The following is a 19027-nucleotide window of genomic DNA, read 5'->3' as shown; positions in this document are numbered from 1 at the left end:
TGGAATTAGTATAACCCGACAATTCCATCTTGGCAATGGGGGAAATTGTCACTTTCAGAAAATTACCACGATTCGACGAGGTTCGAGCGGCGTGTCGGATCATAGGTATGGATAGGAGACGGAGCCGGCAAGAGATCGAGCGCATGGGGTGCATAGTAGATAGTAAAGTCGATGTCAAGGCTGACAACGGTCTTGAAAATGTGGTTGTTCAGGCTCGACAAAATGGGTTGATTGAAGACCGGGAGCGGTGACGGTGTGACCGGCTGGCTAGGCGTCGGTGTTGGTTGCGGCGCAGGCTGCGGTGTCGGCTGGGGTTGTGGAGAGTGGATGCCGAGCACATCGCGGATGTTTGGATTGGTGCCAGGTATGAAGAGATGTGCAATCTCTTGATCGAAAACCGATTCCGCTTCCTTCTGGCCGATCAGACCTGCGGTATACCGATTGAGCCCCTGTTGAATGCGGAGGTTCGCGAGGTCTTTTTCGTGCTGATTAGTCAGCGTAGGGACGGTGACACGGATATTCTCAGCGTAGCGACTGAAGTCGGTCTGGGAGAAAATCGGTGTTAGATCGTTCAGCAATTTGTCATTTGCGATGTCGGCCGAGAGCTGTTTGCGGATCTCGTCGGCTGTGAGCGAGGCGGCGGAGAGCTGTGACCGCAGTTTTAGCAGTCCAACCTGGAACGGATTCTCAGTCGTGGTGAGGGGGGGAACTGTAGTTCCTCCTGTGTCGTCACCTGTAGTTCCTCCAGTGTTATCACCTGTGGTATCCCCAGTGTCGTCACCTGTGGTTCCTCCAGTGTTATCCACCGTGGTTTCCCCAGTGTCGTCACCCGTGGTTCCTCCGGTTCCTTCACTCGTTGTCCCCCCAGTATCTCCACCCGTGGTTTCCGTAGATTCTTTGGTGGGGCTAACTTTGCTTGGGGTCTTCGTGCTGCCTGTGTTTTTGCTGCCATCAGAAGTCGTGATGGTTACTTTACCAGTTCCTGTGCTAAGCTTCACACCAGGGGTGATGTCCTGCTGTTCGGCTTTGAGCGTCCATTTGTTAAATGTGACGAGGCGAGTCATCGACGAGAATTGCGCGAGAAACTTTCGCACCTGCTGGTAGTCTCCTTGAATCGAGAGCTTTCCATTGAACGTTTGCATCGGCAACTGCTCTGCTGCAGGTTTGGTCGTTGTTTTAGACGCCGTTTTAGACGACACTTTCGCCTCTGCTGCTTTTGCCGTCTCTGCGTTGGGGTCGTAAAATGAGATGCTCTTCACGACCGTTCCTGATGCTTTGGCATCACCATGCAATTCCTGCAAAAAGCGCGCCTGCTCCAACTGTGCTGGCACCAACAAGGCCAGCGTCCTTTTTTGCTCATCGGTCGTGCTCGTCGGCAGCGCTGTCGCCATCAATTGTTTTCGCTGTGTCTTCGCGGCCTGCAGTTGCTTGCGCAGACTGTCGACTTCGTACATTTTCGGTACAAAACCAAAATATGCAACCAAGGAACCGACAAGAACCAACAAACCGACGCAGAGGATGACCCACCGCCGCAGATTCCACGTTTTGATGTTCATGCAGAAGGGCCTCCTCTCTAAAATTCCTGTGCCTTGCGCGCTTTGACCGTGATCTCCAACTGCGCCGAATATCCGCCACCCGATTCCTTCGCGGCATCCAGTTGCACGATGTTTGTGATGACGATGTTCTCCACCCACACCTCGTTATGCAACAGCTCCGCGTACTCCTCAACCAGACCTGCTTCATTGGTGCGCAACTTGAGCACCATTTTTTGCTTGCTCGTGTCGACGTCGAGGAATTCCACCTTCGTTTTCTCCGACAGTTTCGAAGCCAGATTGTCCAACATCGCGGTGTAGTTGTTCTGATCAAAAATCAACTTGTCCACCGCTCCCATCAGCGTCTTGAACTTGCGCGTGTCCGCGTTCACGGTACGCTCCGCTGCCAGCACCGTGTTGTCCTGCTTGACTCGATTCAATTCGGCGTGCAGTTCATTGGACGTGCTTGCCAGAGATACATAGGAGTAGATCGTCGTGCCCGTCCCAGCAACCAGCAACACCGCAGCGGCGAGGATGCCCAGCAAGCGGTAGCGTTTGGCCGGGGACTCCTTGGGCAGGAGGTTGATCTCCACGTCACTTCACCTCCTTGAGCGCCAAGCCGATCGGAATCGCGTACTCGTGTACGATCTCCTTCAAATGCTCAATCTCCTCAGTCCATTGCAACGCTTCCAGCGGCATCGTCGCGGTGGTGATGTTGAGGAAACGCTCCTGCAGATAAGCTTGCAAGATCCCCGTCTTGGGCAACACCCCGGAAACGATGATGTTGGTCAAATCATCCTCTCGATTGTTCAGCGTATAGCGATAAAAGTTCATCGAGCGCTCAACTTCATAGGCCAGATCGTTAGTGAACGAGCGAAAATCAGTGTTGGTCTCGAAGTACTCGAGAATCTCCAAGACATGCATCGGTTTCGGCAACTCGCGGTCAATTCGGTAGTCCTCCAACGGCACGGGCACATTGCGGGTAAACTTCAACACCTCGCCGTCAAAAATGTGGATGTCCGTCCAATCCTCGGCGATGTCGACAAACATCGTGATCCGCCGTTCAATGCTCGGGCACAGCTTCGAACAGGTCCGTGAGAGTGCCAGCGCACGAATGTCGACGCTGGCGGGTTTTAATCCGGCTCGCTTGGCCGCTTCCACCACCGGGTCGATGACAGCACGAGAGGAAGCGATCAGCGCGACATCGGCCATCCGACTGATCTCGCCGCCATTCAGTGGATCGGCTTCGACCTGCGAAACCCCGATTTTTACAAAATCGTACACCGGGTCTTCAAATGGCAAGTGGATGCTGTTCTGCAACTCGAAGTGAATCACTTTGCGCAACTGCGCCTCTGACAAATCGGGCAATTGCAGTTGGCGGATGACGACGTATTGGCTCGGGATCACCAAATTAACTTTGGTGGTGCGGATGTTGCCTTGACGCATCGTCTCCCGGATAACATTGGCCAGCGTATCGACCTGCACGATCTTGCTTTCTACCATCACACCGAGCGGAATCGAAGACTGCACGATCTTCTGCAGACTGAAGGTTCCGTTTTTTTTGCGTATTTCAGCGATCAAGACGCGGTGTTCGTTGATCTCGATTCCGAGCGCGGTTTCGGAGGTGATGCTGAGCATGAAACTCCCTCTCTTCTATATAACTAGGGTCTTTGTACTGCATCGATCGTGTCAGGCAAGGTGTATCGAATCGCGCTCGTCGGCTTCTCAGCGCGCACGACCAGCGATTCAGCCGTCTGCCCTTGCTCGCCTTGTGTCGTCTCCAAGCAGACCTGCACCGGGTTGTCTGGTGGGATCACCATGCAGGGTGTTTTCGATTGATTGCGGAACGTCGCTTCGAACTGATCCGGCTGGTTGTATAGCATGTACAACGCGATCTCCATCGCTTGTTCCATCTGAAATTCGGTCTGTACCTGCCGCTCATGCCTGAGCGATTCCTCCCCTGAATTGTGCACGGCGAGGGTGACACCACCGATCATCATCCCGAGCACGGTGACCACGAGGAGCACCAGCAGCAGTGCAGAGCCCCGTTCATTTCTCCACGCATCGCGCATCCTATCGCCCCCAGTTGTAGCGAGCAACCGTCGTGGTCAACTTCGCTTGATTCGGATCGTCATCCGCTCCTACGGTGACGGTGACATCAAAGGTATCGCCCGTTTGTTTGACATCAACTTGACCGTGCTCAGTCAGGGTCACGGTCACATTGTCCCCCGTGCTGTACAACACCCGCGATCCATCCTGTTCGTAGGCGACCTCGATCCACTCTTGGTTGACGTCGTTGGCACGTGCCGTTCGCAGGTGGAATTTGTGGTCGGCCGACTCCACCCATTGCACGGTCGGGTCGAGCCGCCGGAGGTCCTGTGTCAACTGACTGACGATCAACGTGGCTTCCTGCTGGTTCAAGGAACCTTGTGAAGTCCTGTAAAAGTTGGTCATCGTGCTGGTGGAAAACGCTGCCACCGCTCCAAACACGAGCCCCATCAACGCCAGCACCACGAGCAGTTCGATCATCGTCACGCCGCGTTCGTTTGCGTGTGGCCCCTTGCCAAGCATTACGGCGTCCCTCCTAGCCCGGACTTTTTCCGAACGGTCGTCGTCAGCGTCGTCAAGATCGTGCGCTCGCTTGGTTGTGCCAAGTCAGGTCCGGTCACCTCGACTTGAACCACGACCAAATCCTTGTAGGCGATCAGAGTTCCGTCGGAAGCTGGCAACTCTTGTGGGAACATCTTGACTTTCGTTTGCAGGTTGTCTGGTTCGTCATACTCCACGGACTCGCTCTCTTCAGTGGATGTATAGCCGGTCTGTTCGAGTTCGTTTTTAACTTCCAGAATCCGTTGCTCCGCGACGAGAACGCCTCGATTTTTCTGCTCGTCTTCCTTGTACCATCGGTAGACGGTCGTGCCAATGCTCGTCAACGGGATGGCGACCAGCACCAAGATGACGACCGCCGCCATCATTTCAAGCAGCGTCATACCGCGTTCGTTTTTCCAGGCCTGTCCCATTCGCACGACCTCCTCTCCGATTTATAGAAAAAGCGTCCGATACACGTTCCATACGGGCTGACCAAAGGCCCAAGCGGTCAGCGTTCCCAGCAGGATAAACGGTGCAAAAGGGATCGCTTGACGAGCTTGAAGTCGTCCGGTCCATTTCAGCGGCAACCCGATCACCGTGCCCCACACGCAGGAGAAAAACAGCGCGAACAACACCAGTTTCCATCCCACTCCGAGCCCGATGACTGCAAAAAGCTTCACATCTCCTCCGCCCATACCGTTGGGCACCATGGCGAGCAGCGTCAACAGTCCACCTCCGACGAGAAAGCCCAGCAGATAGACCCACACAGGTTCCGGGTGCAAAAACAAGCGCACCAGCAACAGCAAGGCCATCGCCGGGAACGTGATGCGGTTCGGGATCAACTGTGCCCGTAAATCGGTCAGCGTAACGGTGATGAGGATTGTAAAAAGGACTACGACAGCACCCGTCTCCGGGTTCCAGCCACCATGTACGACAACAAACGTCAGCAACACCGCCGTTGCCATCTCTCCCAACGGGTAGAGCCAGGAGATCGGGTGTTGACAAGTCCTACACCGTCCGCGCAGAACCAGCCACGAGAGGATCGGCACGAGGTCTCGCCCTGTCAGTCGCGTGGCACAGGACGGGCAGTGCGAATAGCGCGGGTTCCACACCGATGTGCCCTCCAAGGTGCGCAAGGCGAGCACGTTCAAAAAGGAACCCAGAAACAAAAACACAACAAACAAGTAGCTCCAAAACACGATGTTTTCCATAGCGCCTCACCTATAGCAACTGCGTGGACAATCCTGTCCACGCAGTGCCGGGTATGATCTTGATGTAGAAGAACTTAGCAAAGCCTACCAAACCGAGTTGCTGTCTTGCGTCAACCAGTAGCACCTCGTACTACCTTTTTACACTTACTGCTCATCTCCACTATCATCCGCGCCGCCCGTGTCGTCAGAACCGTCTGTGGTCGTATCCGTGCTTTCCGCCTTGGCCGCGTCCCCGTCATCGTGCTTGTACGTGACGGTGCCCTCCGTGGGGTCCAGCGTGTACGTACCACCATCTGCAGCATAGCTGAACGTGCTTTCATTGAGTTTCGTGTCATCTACCGTCAGACCGGACTTGGTCAGGACTTCCTTGAAGTCGAATTGCACATCGTCTTTGTCCTCCGATTTGGTTGCTACATACTTCTCCCCTGAGATGACCAGACGGTGGGCCACTTCGCTCAGCGTTTGCGCGTTGGCGTTGCCGGTCGATTTTTCTGCGTCCTGTCGGCTGTTCAGAATCGAGGGGATGCCGATCGCCGCGATGATGCCCAGGATGACGATGACAGCCAGCAACTCGATCAGGGTGACGCCTCTTTCTTCCTTGAGCTTGTTCACAAGTTTTCGAAGCAGTGCCATGAAATTCTCCCCGCTTTCCCCTAATGTGGACGACCCGTGCTCTTGTAAATTTCAAACATCGGTGCAATCGCAGCGGTTACAATCACCCCGACCACGATCGCGAGGAGGAGCACCATGATCGGTTCGATCATCGGCCGCAACTTGTCGACCGTCGTCTCCACATCCGCTTCATAAAAATCAGCGATCTTGCTCAGCATTGCATCCACGCTGCCCGTCTGTTCTCCGATCGCAATCATCTGCGTAACCAAGGGCGGGAACATTTTTTCCTCGCGCAACGGTGTCACCATCGACTGCCCAGCGCGCAACGCCTCCCGCGACTGACGCAACGCGTTGGCATAAACCTCATTGCCAACCACGTTCGCCGCCACCGTGAACACCGTCAAGGCCGGCACGGCACTTTGCAAAAGAGTCGCCATCGTGCGAGAACTTCGGGCGATCGCCGCCTTTTGAAAAAGCACACCAAACACGGGCATGTTCAATTTAAAGAGATCGAACGCAAAGCGGCCCTTGGGCGTTTTTACCGCAGCCCGCAAGCCCAACACCAGCGCACAGATGCCGAGCAGATACCAATACCACCAGTGGATCAAGTGGGTGGATGTGCCCATGACGATCCGCGTCGACAGCGGCAACTCCCCGCCAAGCGCATGCAGATTTTTCACAAAATTCGGAATGACGTTGACCAGCAGAAACACGGAGACGAGCACCGCGACCACGCCGATGACACTCGGGTAAGTCAGCGCGGACTTGACCTTCTCCCGCGTGTTATGCTCCTTCTCCAGCATCGAGGCCAGCCGGTCGAGCACATCCTCCATGTTCCCCGTGATCTCTCCGGCACGCACCATATTGGAAAAAACAGACGGAAACGCCTGGTCATGTTCGCGCAAAGCTTCAGAGAGTTGATGACCGCGCGCCACGTGAGACGCGCACTCGCTGAGAATTTTCTTCAATTTCTTGTTGCTGGTCTGTTCGCTCAAGACGCGCAACGATTCGACCAGCGTCACCCCCGCTTTGACCAATGTGGCGAACTGCCGGAGGAAGGGTACGAAGTCCTTCAGCGGCAGGCGTTTCGGCCCCAGTTCGATCTCGCGCTTCCAGATGCTCGTCTGGGCCTCGTCGATCTGGGTGATGAACAGACCTTGCATTTTGAGGTCCAGCACGGCCGCCTGTCGATCGGCCGCTTCGACCCGGCCCTTGCGCGTCTTGCCTGCTGTGTCCAGTGCCTGGTAGGAATAGGCCGGCATCGCTCTGTCCTCCTCACATCACATTCTGGTGTGGCAACTGCTCGCGGGCGGCATGCTCCGTGATCTCGCCTCGACGCACCAACTCTTGCAGGTGCATCTCCAGCGTCTGCATCCCTTGTGCCTTGCCCGTTTGGATCGCCGTGCGTATCTGGTGGACCTTCTCCGAGCGGATCAGGTTGGCGATCGCAGGCGTGTTGATGAGAATTTCCTGTGCCGCGACCCGCCCGTTGCGGTTCGCACGCGGAAGCAAGCGTTGGGAGACGACCCCCAGCAACACCGCCGCCAACTGCACACGAATCTGTTGTTGCTGCTCCGGCGGAAACACATCGACAATCCGGTCGATCGTCTGCGGTGCGTCGGAGGTGTGCAACGTGGCAAATACCAAATGCCCAGTTTCCGCAGCGGTGATCGCGGTGGAGATCGTCTCCAGATCGCGCATCTCCCCGACGAGGATCACATCAGGGTCCTGACGCAACGCCGCCCGCAATCCATTTGCAAACGTTCGCGTGTCCTTGCCGACTTCACGTTGGTCGACGATGCTCTGCTGGTGGACGTGCATGTATTCGATCGGGTCCTCCAGCGTGATGATGTGCCGACGCATCCGTTTGTTCATGTAGTCCAGCAGGCTGGCGAGCGTCGTCGACTTCCCGCTTCCCGTCGGACCGGTCACCAAAAATAAACCTTGCGGCTTATGCGTCATCTCGATCAAGATGTCCGGCAGACCGAGTTCCTCCGTCGAGGGGATGCGGCTGGACACGACGCGAATGGCCAACGAGAGCGATCCGCGCTGGCAGTACACGTTGATCCGATAACGCGAGACGCCCGCTACCTCCCAGGAAAAGTCAAGTTCCCCGCGCTCCATCAGCGTCTCAAACTGCTCGCGCGTCAACAATTCGCGCACCATGTCCATCGTGTCCTGTGGTTTCAACGCTTCCCCAGGCAGCACGCGCAGATCGCCATGCAAGCGAATCACCGGGGCGCTCCCGACGGTCAGATGCAAGTCGGAAGCACCGCGCTCATGCACAGTAAGCAAGAGGTCTTGAATCATGCGCTGGTCTCCCCTTCGGCCATCGTGGTGCGAAACACTTCAGCGAACGTGGTCACGCCAGCCGCTACTTTGTTCAGTCCGTCGTCAAACATCGTCTTCATCCCGTTCTGGATGCAATGCAGGCGGTATTCCGAGTCGGGGCGCTTCTCCATGATCAGGCGACGGAGCTGCTCATCCACCCGCATGACCTCTTGGATCGCGACCCGCCCTCGGTAGCCTGTGCGATTACAACTGCCACACCCGCGCCCCAAGCGCAGGTGATTCGCGGGCAAACCTCTTGCTTCAAGCAACCGCAGCTCGTCCACATGGGGAAGGTACGGCTCCGCACATTCATGACAGATCCGGCGCACGAGGCGCTGACCAATCACACCGACGATCGAGGAAGAGACGAGGAACGGCTCAATCCCCATATCGATCAGACGGGTGACAGAGGCGACCGCATCGTTCGTATGCAACGTGCTGAACACCAAGTGACCGGTCAGCGCGGCCCGCACCGCAATCTCCGCCGTTTCGCCATCGCGAATCTCCCCGACCATGATCACATTCGGATCTTGGCGCAAGATCGCGCGCAACCCACTGGCAAAAGTCAACCCAGCCGTGTGGTTGACCTGCACTTGGTTGATTCCGTCGACTTGGTACTCAATCGGGTCCTCGACCGTGACGATGTTGACCTCATCCGTGTTCAGACGGTTGAGCGCGGCGTAAAGTGTAGACGTTTTCCCCGAACCAGTCGGGCCGGTGATCAGCACGATGCCGTGCGTGTGACGAAGCAGATGTTGAAAGCGTTCGAGGTTGTACGGCTCGAACCCGAGTTTCTCGATGTCATTGACAGCGGTCTTTTCATCGAGCACGCGCATGACGATTTTTTCCCCATGTGCAGTTGGCAGTGTGGCGACGCGGACATCCACCGTGCGCAAATCAATATCGATATGGAAGCGCCCATCCTGTGGGACGCGGCGTTCTGCGATGTTCAGGTTCGCGAGAATTTTCAAGCGTGCGCAGACCACACCGTGCATGTGCTTAGGCAGCGTGCGTTCCGTGCGCAGAACTCCGTCCACGCGATACCGCACGCGAATACCATCCGCCTGTGTGTCGATATGGATATCGGAGGCGCGCTGGTGCACCGCTTGTTGGATAATCTGGTTGACCATCCGCACGACAGGTGAGTCCTCATCGATAATCTCGCGGTCGACCGCGAGGTCGATCTGCGGTTGCATCGTCTGCATAACTTCCTCGACCGACCCTTGCATGCCGTAATAACGCGAGATGGCGCGCAAGATCTCGTCCTTGGAAGCGATAGCAGGCTCGATGACAAAGCCAGTGCTCATCCGCAGGTCATCGATGGCGTAATAATCGAGTGGATCAACCATCGCCACCATCAGCTTGTTGCCTTCCTTTTTCAAGGGCAACACACGGTACATGTTCGCCAAGCGCTCTGGGATGATCCCGAGCAGACTCTGGTCAAGCCTGTAGCGGTGCAGTTGGACGTGCGGGATGTTCAATTGTAATTCCAACGCTTCAATTAATTGTTGTTCGGTGATAAAGCCCATGTTGAGAAACACATCGCCGAGCTTTTCCTTGCCCGTCTTCTGAATCTGTAGCGCCTCTTGGAGCTGATGCTCCGTGATCAGTCCGGCGTCGATCAACAAGTCGCCGATGCGTTTGCGGATCATGCCTGCACCCCTTTGCTCGCGGTTAGGTCATTTGTCCTCGTTTGTATTGTGTCGTATTTCGACATTTGGTGAACCATTCCTGCATCAGTAATTAAAAAAATATAACAGAACACAACATCTGCTTATTTTTCAAGAGTGTGTATTTGAATTTTGGCAATCGCGAAAAAAAGACCCCTCATGGCAGGATGAGGGGTCTTTTTGATGAGTTACAAAAGCAGCGATCGTGCTTCGGAGATCATGTAGAGCGAGCCTGTGACCAGGATCGCGTCTGTCTCTCCTCGTCGCGTGAGCTCACGGGCGCGGTCAAGCGCTTGTTGCACCGTGTCGTACACCTCGCATGGGACTTGTGGATCAAGTTCGCGCACGACGCGGGCCACATCAGCAGGAACAGCGGCACGCGGGAAGTCAGCGCGGGTGACGATCACATGTGTCGCGTAGCAGAGCACGGGAGCAAGCACGCCAGGAATCGCCTTGTCCGCGAGGATGCCGACGACGACGGTGAGCTTGGTGTTCGGCAGCAGTTCCGCGACTGTCTTCGCCAGCACTGCAGCCCCTTCGGGGTTGTGTGCGCCGTCGAGGATCAGCAACGGATCGCGTTCGATGACCTCAAATCGTCCTGCCCACCGGGTGTTGGCAAGCCCTTGGCGCAAGGCTTCCTCGGAGATCGTCCATCCCATGCGGTTCAATTGCACACAGGCGGCGACGGCGAGCGATGCATTCAAGACCTGATGCGGCCCGAGCATCCCGATCTGGAGCTTGGAAAAAGCGACGTGGCCCGTACCGGCCACCACGTTCGCTACCTGATTTGAAGCCGTGCCGAGAGTTGTTGCTTCTATTAGAGTATCTCCCCTCGACTGTCCGTGTCCAACACGCTCCTGCCAGCCAAACGTCTGCCCTTCTAAACCCAACAGATCGCTGCGCTCTGCAGAAAAATCGCGACCCCAGACGAAAGCCGGGGCGCTTTTTTCCGAAGCAGTGCGTAGAATGACGTCGAGGGCTGGTTCGGTGGCGGTGGTCAGCACCGGGACACCGGGCTTGATGATGCCTGCCTTCTCGGTGGCAATCTGCTCGATGCTCTCGCCAAGGATCGCTTGGTGATCGAGTCCAACGTTGGTGATCAGGGACAGCACGGGGGTGACGACGTTGGTGGAGTCGAGCCGTCCGCCCAATCCGGTCTCCCAGACCACGATGTCGACGCCCGCACGCGAGTAATGCAAGAGCGAAAGCAGCGTGACCACTTCAAACTCTGTCGGGCGGCCGTGCACCGTCTCCGAGACGACCTCCACCGCCGGACGCAGGAGTGCCGCCAGTGCGGACAGCTCCTCGTCGGTGATGTTCATCCCGCCAACCGACATGCGGTCGTGGAAGGAAGTCAGGTAGGGAGAGGTGAACAGCCCGACCCGATAGCCTGCCGCCTCCAAGATCGAGGTCAGGTAAGCACAGGTCGAACCCTTGCCATTGGTGCCCGCCACATGCAGGAATTTCATGTCAAGGTGCGGGTTGCCGAGGTGTTCGAGCATGGCTTCCATGCGTTCTAACCCTGGCTTGATCCCCTTGCGCCCATCAAAGCGGTCAAAGCTGGACATCCATTCGAGAAAGGTAGCCGTCGCATCACAAGCATCCGTTGACGACCGTTCAGCCGTGGCGTTTGAGACGCCCGTCATGCTAGGCGTATCTTGGCTTTTCATTACCCACGCAGCTCCGCGATGCGAGCGGTGACTTTCTCACGCTTCTCTGCGTAGTCGACGAGCTTCGCTTTTTCAGCGTCGATGACTTCTGCCGGAGCTTTTGCCACGAAGCCTTCGTTGCCAAGTTTCTTCTCGATGCGTTCCACTTCGCCGTCCAGCTTCTTGACTTCTTTTTCCAGTCGAGCGATCTCTGCGCCGATGTCGATCAGGCCCGCCAGCGGCAGGAACAGTTCTGCGCCGGTGACAACGTTGGAAACGGCCTTCTCCGGTGCATGCAGGTCGACGCCGATCGTCAGGCTCTCCGGGTTGCAGAAGCGAACGATGTAGGACTCCCCGCGCTTGAGGATCTCTTCGGTCGCCGCGTCCTTTGCCTTGACCAACAGCGTGATCTTGCGGGACATCGGGACGTTCAGCTCCGCACGGGTGTTGCGGATCGAGCGGATGATATCAATGAAGAGAGACATCTCGCGCTCTGCTGTCGCGTCTTCCAAAGTCGTGTCGAATTCCGGGTACTTCGCGGTCATGATCGACGCGCCCGTTTGGGTGGACGGCAGATGTTGCCAGATCTCTTCGGTCAGGAACGGCATGAACGGATGGAGCAGACGCAGCGCTTGGTCGAGGACGTAGACGAGAACGTTTTTCGTGGTGTTTTTCGCCGCTTCGTCTTCGCCGTTGAGCGGCATTTTTGCCAACTCGATGTACCAGTCGCAGAACTCGTTCCAGAGGAACTCGTACAGTGCCGTACCTGCGCCGCCGATGTCGTAGTTGTTTTCCATGCGCTCGTTGACTTCTCGCGCAGTCTCGTTCAGGCGGTGTAGAATCCATTTTTCCGCGATGCCGAGCTTGGAGTTCGCGGTGATGCCTTCGTAGGTGAACGACTCGTCGAGGTTCATCATCACGAAGCGCGATGCGTTCCAGATCTTGTTCGCAAAGTTGCGGCCCATCTCGACGCGCTCCCAGTTGAAGCGCATGTCGTTGCCCGGCGAGAGACCGGTCAGGAGCATGAAGCGCATCGCATCGGTGCCGTACTTCTCGATAACTTCGAGCGGGTCGATCCCGTTGCCGAGCGACTTGGACATCTTGCGGCCCTCTGGGTCGCGGATCAGACCGTGGATCAGCACATCAGCGAACGGTTTCTCCTCCGTGAACTCCAGCGCGGTGAAGATCATGCGCGCCACCCAGAAGAAGATGATGTCATAGGCCGTCACCAACACGCTGGTCGGGTAGTAACGCTTGAGATCTTCCGTTTGCTCCTGCCAGCCCATCGTGGAGAACGGCCACAGACCAGAGGAGAACCAGGTGTCGAGCACGTCGTTGTCTTGGGTCAGGCTCTGTGAGCCGCACTTCGGGCAAACGGTCGGTGTGTCGAGCGAAACGATGGTTTCGCCGCACTCGCAGTACCAAGCCGGGATGCGGTGACCCCACCAGAGCTGACGGGAGATACACCAGTCGCGGATGTTCTCGATCCAGTGCAGGTAGGTTTTTTCGAAGCGCTCCGGGACGAAGTTGACCGCGGTGTCTTCGTTTTTCTGCGCTGCAATCGCCGCGTCCGCGAGCGGTTGCATTTTGACGAACCACTGGGTGGAGAGGAACGGTTCAACGACAGCGCCGGAACGCTCGGAGTGACCGACGGAGTGCAGGTGTTCCTCAATTTTGAAGAGAACGCCCATGTCTTGGAGGTCTTTGACGATTTTCTTGCGTGCGTCGGCACGGTCGAGACCTTGGTACGGGCCGGCATTTTCGTTCATCGTGCCGCTTTCGTCCATGACGTTGATCTGCGGCAGGCTGTGACGGAGGCCCAATTCAAAGTCGTTCGGGTCGTGTGCCGGGGTGATTTTTACCGCGCCGGAGCCGAACTCTTTGTCCACGTAGTCATCAGCTACGATCGGAATTTCACGGTTGGTGATCGGGAGGATGAGCGTTTTGCCGATCAGGTCTTTGTAGCGCTCGTCTTCCGGGTGGACGGCAACTGCGGTATCGCCAAGCATCGTTTCCGGGCGGGTGGTGGCGACGGTGACATGGCCACTTCCATCTGCGAGCGGGTATTGCAGGTGGTAGAGGGCACCTTGGACATCTTGGTAGATGACTTCGATGTCAGACAGCGCCGTGCGTTGCGCCGGGTCCCAGTTGATGATGCGGTTGCCACGGTAGATCAGGCCTTTTTCGTAGAGCTTGACGAATACAGTGCGAACCGCGTCAGAGAGACCTTCGTCGAGGGTGAAACGCTCGCGAGAGTAGTCGACAGAGATGCCGAGTTTCGACCATTGCGAGTGGATGGTGTCGGAGTAGATCTCTTTCCACTCCCAGACTTTTTCGAGGAACTTGTCACGGCCGAGGTCGTGACGGGAGATGCCCTGCTCGCGGAGGGTTTTCTCGACGCGCGCTTGGGTCGCGATGCCTGCATGGTCGGTGCCCGGCAGCCAGAGCGTGTCGAAGCCTTGCATGCGTTTGCGGCGGATCAGCGAGTCTTGGATGGACAGGTTCATCGCGTGACCCATGTGCAGGTTGCCGGTGACGTTCGGCGGCGGGATGACGATCGAGTAGGTCGGGGCGTTTTTGTCCTCGCTCGCTTTGAACAGGTTGTTCTCGATCCACCAGTCGTAGAGCTTGGTTTCGACTGCTTTGGGGTCGTAGATTTTTGGGATGTTGTTGTTGTTTTCTTCCATGTTGACTCCTCCTCAAAATAAAAAAGTCCCTTCCATCCTCGCAAAACTTGCGCAAGGACGAAAGAGACGTTACTTCCGTGGTACCACCTTGATTCGCCTGTTGGGGTTAAGGTTCAGACCAAAGGCGCACTCAAATGAAGATAACGGGTTCACCGGCCAGCCTTAGTGATCCCTTTTTTGACAAAAGGATGTTCAGGTCAGCGACTCCGGGACGACGTTCGAGACGTTCAACTTAGGCGGCCTCGCAGCGGGTCAACCACCCTCTCTGAAAGCATTCAGCCTCTACTCTTTCCCATCACAGTCATATATAAGGTTGTTCTTGTTTGATACATAGTATACACGATGGGGTGGGGTGGTGCTAGGGGTTTTTCTTATAATTTACTTTTAACTGTGGCTTCCATTTCATCCTTGTCTTTTCCTGCGAACTGTCTTTGCATGAAGAAAATTTCTTCGTCGGCATACTTGGAATCCACTGTATTGATGATTTTCTTCGTTTGCCCGTCTATTTTTAGTTTCCCTTGGACAGCTCCGATGATGTTGTACCCCCACTTGGGATTCGGGTTTTTACGCAGGAACACCAGATACAGTTGATTCTTCTTCATGACAGGCGAGCCCTCAAATGCCGACTCCACAATTCCCGTGTTCGGTTGATGTTGTTTTCCATCGCCTGGCTTGTCCATGTTCGGAATCGTTGAGAGGTCCAGCAATCCACCAAATTCAGTAATTTGCATGGAAGTGATTGCGGCATCTCCCTTTAGCGTTTTGATTACGTTGACACTGGAGCGTGTTGAAACTTCTCCAATCGCCACAGGAATGGTTTCCTGATCTAACACCTTGACCTCTGCAATGATCTCCGCATACTTGAAGATTTCCTCTGCGGAGGACATGCTCTCGATCATGCCATGTGTTCCAATGATTGGATATGTCCCTTCTATAACATCGGAAGTTGAAGTGGTTTCGGTAGTCGATGCATCAGTAGATGTTTGAGCAACCGATACCTCCTTCTCGACGCTTGTTTCTGGTATTTGTGCTGGTTTCAACATCGCATATCCTGCTAGGCCAATCGCGCCGACCATAGCTGAGATGAGCCCTTTTGTTATCCGTTTCATCCTAAAACCACCTTTCTATTTCAACGTACCGTAAATACCTTGTACACCAGCTACATCATCCGTTTGTGGAGTCGTAATGTTGTAATAGACATATGGTGCGGAAGTTCCGTACATTAGAGCGGTCGAACTTGGAGCATGATTTAGTCCCAGTGCATGCCCTTCCTCATGAGCGGCAGTATATCTTGCTTTTGCATTCATGTCCTTGTAAAGTGCTGCTTGAGCAAAATAAGCCCAGTCAGCATTTTGATTCATTAGCACTCGCGTCCAATACCAGTTGGTTGTGGTAGGATCAACTTTGGTTGCGTTGTTCCAAAAACTGGTCTGCCCGAGAACTGAAGGATCTCCTACATCTTGATTGTGAAAATCCATTACGGATTGCGCTTGTGTAGTAGTTTGATTCATCAGAACCTTGGTGTTCGAGGTATTATTCCAAGAAGACACACCACTTTGTACAGCACTGTAAAAGTTTATGCTAGTTCCATTGTACACATAGGTCGAGCAATCATTGAAGTAACTCATTTGAAATGGTGTATTTGTATATTTATACCCAAACGTAACATATGCCGACGCTTGGGACGTGATCGTCAGTCCTATTGATCCTAGTAAAGAAAAAACAAACAGCTTACTTGCTTTATTCATCACAAAAAAGCCTCCTTGCATTGCTAAATAAACTTCATAATAACAATATAATAGAGTATATAATGTGTCAATTTTCTCTTTTTGTTGTAGCAAGAAAAACTTATGTGATTTGAGCCTGTTCCTTTCATATTATCTATTCAAAGATGAGCGAAGGCGTTGCTTTTGTTGGCTCTATTGCTAGTACCACTATCCAAAGCGAAAAAATGCCCTTTCATCGTTATCACGAAGAAAGGGCATTTAGGCAAAGTAGTCTAACAAGAGTGGTGCGATCAACAGGACTCGAACCTGCGACCCTCACCATGTCAAGGTGGTGCTCTACCAACTGAGCTATGACCGCATATGGGAACCTTGATATATCAACGATTGTACGTGTTATTGCAGGACGTTCATCACTATTTATATAGGATACTATCATTTAGCACCCCCAAACTGCAAGAAAAATACGCGACACCCTGTATATAGAAAAACCGCCTCCAGTAACGGACACGGTTCCCTAAAAAATCACCTTGTGCTTGAATAACATGAACTACATTGTTTCTTCCATGTGTTTTCAACGTTTAACCATCTTTTCTTTTGGCATCTTATACATGGTTGTCTAACTTTACGAAGAACCCATTCAAGCCTGCTTTTATCAAATTCATACTTAGACTCCGTATCTGATGGATTCGGTGTTTCTTTCTCTAAGATTTTTGATAAGCAAGTAGTACAGTATTTCTTTCCATCTTTCTCCTTGTACCTCTCGTCTCTCTCCCAGAATACACCATCATAGCCCTCTACTTTTCTACACGAAACACAAACCCGACCTTGCTCAATTGCTCTCTGCCTTCCTAGATTCCGTTCCATGACCTCAATACGGATATTATCAAACACACCTGCATCCCGAATCATTGTTTTGCAGCTGTAACAATTCAGATCTCTGAATGGTAAGTCTGGTTTGGTCAACGAAACGCCCGTATACCCTTTCCTATCAGTTTCCCACTTGGCTATTCCATCTACCGAAACTACGTTTTCGAAATAACAATGTGGACATATGATAGTATAGTCAATCCTTTTGCAATCTCTGCAATCGCATGGACGACCAAAATCACAACTAGGCATATGGATACCCCATTTCTTTTCTATCAAATTAACACCTAGAATGATGTTTCAATAGCATCAAATAAAATGTTATATTTCCGAAATTAACTAACATCCCTAATGAGTATGCAGTTTAATTTCCGAAAACCATTTGAATGACCTCTCCAATTATTTACTATACATTCTTTCAGGCAACTCATTCCAAAAGTTGATAAGATAAGCACCGTATTCAGATAAATGAGATTCATCAATATTCAAAACAGCTTTCAGTAGAGTTGTATTGTATAACTCCAACCTATTAAATGAATCTATTAATAGAAAATCTGCATTAAGATTTTTTAGCTCACTAGCTGAATCTCCATCTCCATGCTTTATTACGTTGCATAACAGCCTAAGTTCATTTATCTTTTTCCAGCACTGTAAATTTTCTAGGTCAACATCGTGAGCTTTAAATTCTGATTTTATTTGTCTGATCCCTTTTGAACAAAAATCTTTAAACTCAATATGGTAGTAACGACTGACTTCATCGAATAAAAATTTTCTCACCTGTTGTTCCCAAAATTGATACATCATGGCAATACACATTGCTATTGTATTATATTTCATAAGAGAAAGATTTTCATAGTATTCCAATCCAGCATCAATTGCATTTTGCGCAACATCCGCAGGATCGACCTCATCATAACCATTTCCACCCATGATACAATTGAAGTAATTATCTGACAGTTCATCAGCTTCTTGTTCTATATTACTGAACAATGGGAAGACTTTTTTCGAAAAAGTATTTACATAGAGCTCTATTTGAGATTTAAACATTTCTCTAGATCCATGCCACAAATACAATTGACTTGACACGTTTTTTCCTCCCATTTGTTATCTGTAGTCAAAACACCCTAATAACATCTTGATTTTCATATTTATCATAAACAACATGATAGCACCCTAATAAAAATACAAACAAATCGTTCATATTATTTTTTAAATTAGTATAATCAATCGCATAATGCCTCTGCTCGTCACCTATTTTTTGCACGTTCAATTTGTTGTCGAAGGGATACCTAAATATTGTCGAATCTTTGTCGATATTATGTAACTCAAGTACTGCTTCTCGCATAGCTTTTAGAGTCTTGGAATCCTGCTCAACATATTGTTTACAATGAATCCTGATGATATTTTCTGTTTTACTCCATAGACTCTCCAAAAAATGGCCATCTAGCTTCTTCTGAATTTTCTCATGATCTGCATTCTCTAGAAGATAATGAGTTACTAACAGGGCCTTTAGCATCAACTCAATAGAGTGTCTGTACAAAAAAATCGCCGGATTTATGATTTCATCAGCTTTTTTTAAAAGATTGCTTCCGATTGTATCAATAAGATCGTCGGCTGAGCTTTTGAACATTTCTGAATAGCTACAAAAATTTTCGTTAGGATATGTACTCCTTCTCCAATTCGGATAAGCGTTTTTATTAATGTCGGTATTTACAACAAACAAACTACTCATTCGTTTCCCTCCTATAATTTGAAATCGCTCTATTCACTATACAAAATTCTCTGATATTTTCATAGCATAAAATGTTCATTTCATGCTATTTTGTCTTTCAATCTCAATCGAATCGAGAAAAATTTCAGGGTGAAAGGCTGGATGTCCTCTTAGCCTATGATGGATTCTATTTTGAGTATCAGATGTTTTCCCTCCCCCCCCCATATACAAAAGAACCGCCAAAGTTGGCGGCTCAATTCTTGAATAACGATTCAACTGCTTGCATTTTGTCTTCTTCTGTAGGTTGGGAATATCTCAGGATCATGTCTGCCGAACTGTGCCCACTTGTCAACAACAGTTGAAAACTCCTCAAAAACACCGTTTGAAAATTCCCCAGTTTCGCCGGTCCGAGCAAAACTTTTATCCGTTTTGATCCCCAGT

Annotated in this window: 17 protein-coding genes, 1 tRNA gene and 1 other annotated feature; all 18 genes read right to left on the bottom strand. The window is 52.3% G+C overall.

Annotated features, from left to right (window positions below):
- Window positions 1-62: 62 nt before the first annotated feature.
- Window positions 63-1556: a hypothetical protein gene (locus tag C7459_RS19065; RefSeq protein ID WP_109690875.1), complete on the bottom strand. Its 1494-nt coding sequence runs from the start codon at window positions 1554-1556 to the stop codon at window positions 63-65.
- Between the two features lie 17 nt (window positions 1557-1573).
- The gene (locus C7459_RS19060) at window positions 1574-2125 is read right to left on the bottom strand and encodes a hypothetical protein (protein ID WP_109690874.1); all 552 of its coding nucleotides are present in this window, start codon (window positions 2123-2125) and stop codon (window positions 1574-1576) included.
- 1 nt (window position 2126) lies between these two features.
- Complete coding sequence (gene pilM / locus C7459_RS19055; protein WP_109690873.1) at window positions 2127-3170, bottom strand: type IV pilus biogenesis protein PilM; 1044 nt, start codon at window positions 3168-3170, stop codon at window positions 2127-2129.
- Window positions 3171-3193: 23 nt separating this feature from the next.
- On the bottom strand, window positions 3194-3604 hold the full coding sequence (locus C7459_RS19050; RefSeq protein ID WP_109690872.1) for a hypothetical protein: 411 nt from the start codon (window positions 3602-3604) through the stop codon (window positions 3194-3196).
- Between the two features lies 1 nt (window position 3605).
- Window positions 3606-4103, bottom strand: a complete 498-nt coding sequence (locus tag C7459_RS19045; protein WP_109690871.1) for a PilW family protein — start codon at window positions 4101-4103, stop codon at window positions 3606-3608.
- A complete protein-coding gene (locus tag C7459_RS19040; RefSeq protein WP_109690870.1) occupies window positions 4103-4552 on the bottom strand; it encodes a PilW family protein in 450 nt (149 codons plus the stop codon). The genes C7459_RS19045 and C7459_RS19040 overlap by 1 nt, the downstream gene beginning before the upstream one ends.
- Before the next feature lie 21 nt (window positions 4553-4573).
- Window positions 4574-5332 carry a prepilin peptidase gene (locus C7459_RS19035; protein ID WP_109690869.1) on the bottom strand — a complete coding sequence of 253 codons (759 nt, stop codon included), beginning with the start codon at window positions 5330-5332 and terminating at the stop codon, window positions 4574-4576.
- A gap of 144 nt (window positions 5333-5476) precedes the next feature.
- Window positions 5477-5965 carry a type II secretion system protein gene (locus tag C7459_RS19030; protein WP_211320429.1) on the bottom strand — a complete coding sequence of 163 codons (489 nt, stop codon included), beginning with the start codon at window positions 5963-5965 and terminating at the stop codon, window positions 5477-5479.
- 20 nt (window positions 5966-5985) lie between these two features.
- Window positions 5986-7206 (bottom strand): type II secretion system F family protein, encoded by a 1221-nt coding sequence (locus C7459_RS19025; protein ID WP_109690868.1) that lies wholly within the window; start codon window positions 7204-7206, stop codon window positions 5986-5988.
- A gap of 13 nt (window positions 7207-7219) precedes the next feature.
- A complete protein-coding gene (locus C7459_RS19020; protein WP_109690867.1) occupies window positions 7220-8254 on the bottom strand; it encodes a type IV pilus twitching motility protein PilT in 1035 nt (344 codons plus the stop codon).
- The gene (locus C7459_RS19015) at window positions 8251-9927 is read right to left on the bottom strand and encodes a GspE/PulE family protein (protein WP_109690866.1); all 1677 of its coding nucleotides are present in this window, start codon (window positions 9925-9927) and stop codon (window positions 8251-8253) included. The genes C7459_RS19020 and C7459_RS19015 overlap by 4 nt, the downstream gene beginning before the upstream one ends.
- 206 nt (window positions 9928-10133) lie before the next feature.
- Window positions 10134-11615 carry a bifunctional folylpolyglutamate synthase/dihydrofolate synthase gene (locus C7459_RS19010; RefSeq protein WP_109690865.1) on the bottom strand — a complete coding sequence of 494 codons (1482 nt, stop codon included), beginning with the start codon at window positions 11613-11615 and terminating at the stop codon, window positions 10134-10136.
- Window positions 11615-14281 carry a valine--tRNA ligase gene (locus C7459_RS19005; RefSeq protein ID WP_109690864.1) on the bottom strand — a complete coding sequence of 889 codons (2667 nt, stop codon included), beginning with the start codon at window positions 14279-14281 and terminating at the stop codon, window positions 11615-11617. Before C7459_RS19005 ends, C7459_RS19010 begins: the two co-directional genes overlap by 1 nt.
- A gap of 50 nt (window positions 14282-14331) precedes the next feature.
- Window positions 14332-14589: a binding site (T-box leader), on the bottom strand.
- Window positions 14590-14652: 63 nt separating this feature from the next.
- Window positions 14653-15390, bottom strand: a complete 738-nt coding sequence (locus C7459_RS19000; RefSeq protein WP_109690863.1) for a hypothetical protein — start codon at window positions 15388-15390, stop codon at window positions 14653-14655.
- A gap of 15 nt (window positions 15391-15405) precedes the next feature.
- Window positions 15406-16029, bottom strand: a complete 624-nt coding sequence (locus C7459_RS18995; protein WP_170119563.1) for a matrixin family metalloprotease — start codon at window positions 16027-16029, stop codon at window positions 15406-15408.
- Between the two features lie 261 nt (window positions 16030-16290).
- A tRNA-Val gene (locus C7459_RS18990) sits at window positions 16291-16366 on the bottom strand.
- Window positions 16367-17274: 908 nt separating this feature from the next.
- A complete protein-coding gene (locus C7459_RS18985; RefSeq protein WP_245884635.1) occupies window positions 17275-17961 on the bottom strand; it encodes a hypothetical protein in 687 nt (228 codons plus the stop codon).
- Window positions 17962-17989: 28 nt separating this feature from the next.
- Window positions 17990-18607 (bottom strand): hypothetical protein, encoded by a 618-nt coding sequence (locus C7459_RS18980; RefSeq protein ID WP_109690861.1) that lies wholly within the window; start codon window positions 18605-18607, stop codon window positions 17990-17992.
- Window positions 18608-19027 lie beyond the last annotated feature (420 nt).

The sequence above is a fragment of the Tumebacillus permanentifrigoris genome, from assembly GCF_003148565.1.
GTDB classification, from domain to species: Bacteria; Bacillota; Bacilli; order Tumebacillales; family Tumebacillaceae; genus Tumebacillus; species Tumebacillus permanentifrigoris.
Note: the sequence above shows the minus strand (reverse complement) of the source record. Positions and strands in the feature narration are given on the sequence as shown.

Coding starts and splice junctions, on each gene's coding strand:
- C7459_RS19065 (WP_109690875.1), bottom strand. CDS start 1,556: ATGAACATCAAAACGTGGAATCTGCGGCGGTGGGTCATCCTCTGCGTC.
- pilM (WP_109690873.1), bottom strand. CDS start 3,170: ATGCTCAGCATCACCTCCGAAACCGCGCTCGGAATCGAGATCAACGAA.
- C7459_RS19050 (WP_109690872.1), bottom strand. CDS start 3,604: ATGCGCGATGCGTGGAGAAATGAACGGGGCTCTGCACTGCTGCTGGTG.
- C7459_RS19045 (WP_109690871.1), bottom strand. CDS start 4,103: ATGCTTGGCAAGGGGCCACACGCAAACGAACGCGGCGTGACGATGATC.
- C7459_RS19040 (WP_109690870.1), bottom strand. CDS start 4,552: ATGGGACAGGCCTGGAAAAACGAACGCGGTATGACGCTGCTTGAAATG.
- C7459_RS19035 (WP_109690869.1), bottom strand. CDS start 5,332: ATGGAAAACATCGTGTTTTGGAGCTACTTGTTTGTTGTGTTTTTGTTT.
- C7459_RS19030 (WP_211320429.1), bottom strand. CDS start 5,965: ATGGCACTGCTTCGAAAACTTGTGAACAAGCTCAAGGAAGAAAGAGGC.
- C7459_RS19025 (WP_109690868.1), bottom strand. CDS start 7,206: ATGCCGGCCTATTCCTACCAGGCACTGGACACAGCAGGCAAGACGCGC.
- C7459_RS19020 (WP_109690867.1), bottom strand. CDS start 8,254: ATGATTCAAGACCTCTTGCTTACTGTGCATGAGCGCGGTGCTTCCGAC.
- C7459_RS19015 (WP_109690866.1), bottom strand. CDS start 9,927: ATGATCCGCAAACGCATCGGCGACTTGTTGATCGACGCCGGACTGATC.
- C7459_RS19010 (WP_109690865.1), bottom strand. CDS start 11,615: ATGAAAAGCCAAGATACGCCTAGCATGACGGGCGTCTCAAACGCCACG.
- C7459_RS19005 (WP_109690864.1), bottom strand. CDS start 14,281: ATGGAAGAAAACAACAACAACATCCCAAAAATCTACGACCCCAAAGCA.
- C7459_RS19000 (WP_109690863.1), bottom strand. CDS start 15,390: ATGAAACGGATAACAAAAGGGCTCATCTCAGCTATGGTCGGCGCGATT.
- C7459_RS18995 (WP_170119563.1), bottom strand. CDS start 16,029: ATGAATAAAGCAAGTAAGCTGTTTGTTTTTTCTTTACTAGGATCAATA.
- C7459_RS18980 (WP_109690861.1), bottom strand. CDS start 18,607: ATGAGTAGTTTGTTTGTTGTAAATACCGACATTAATAAAAACGCTTAT.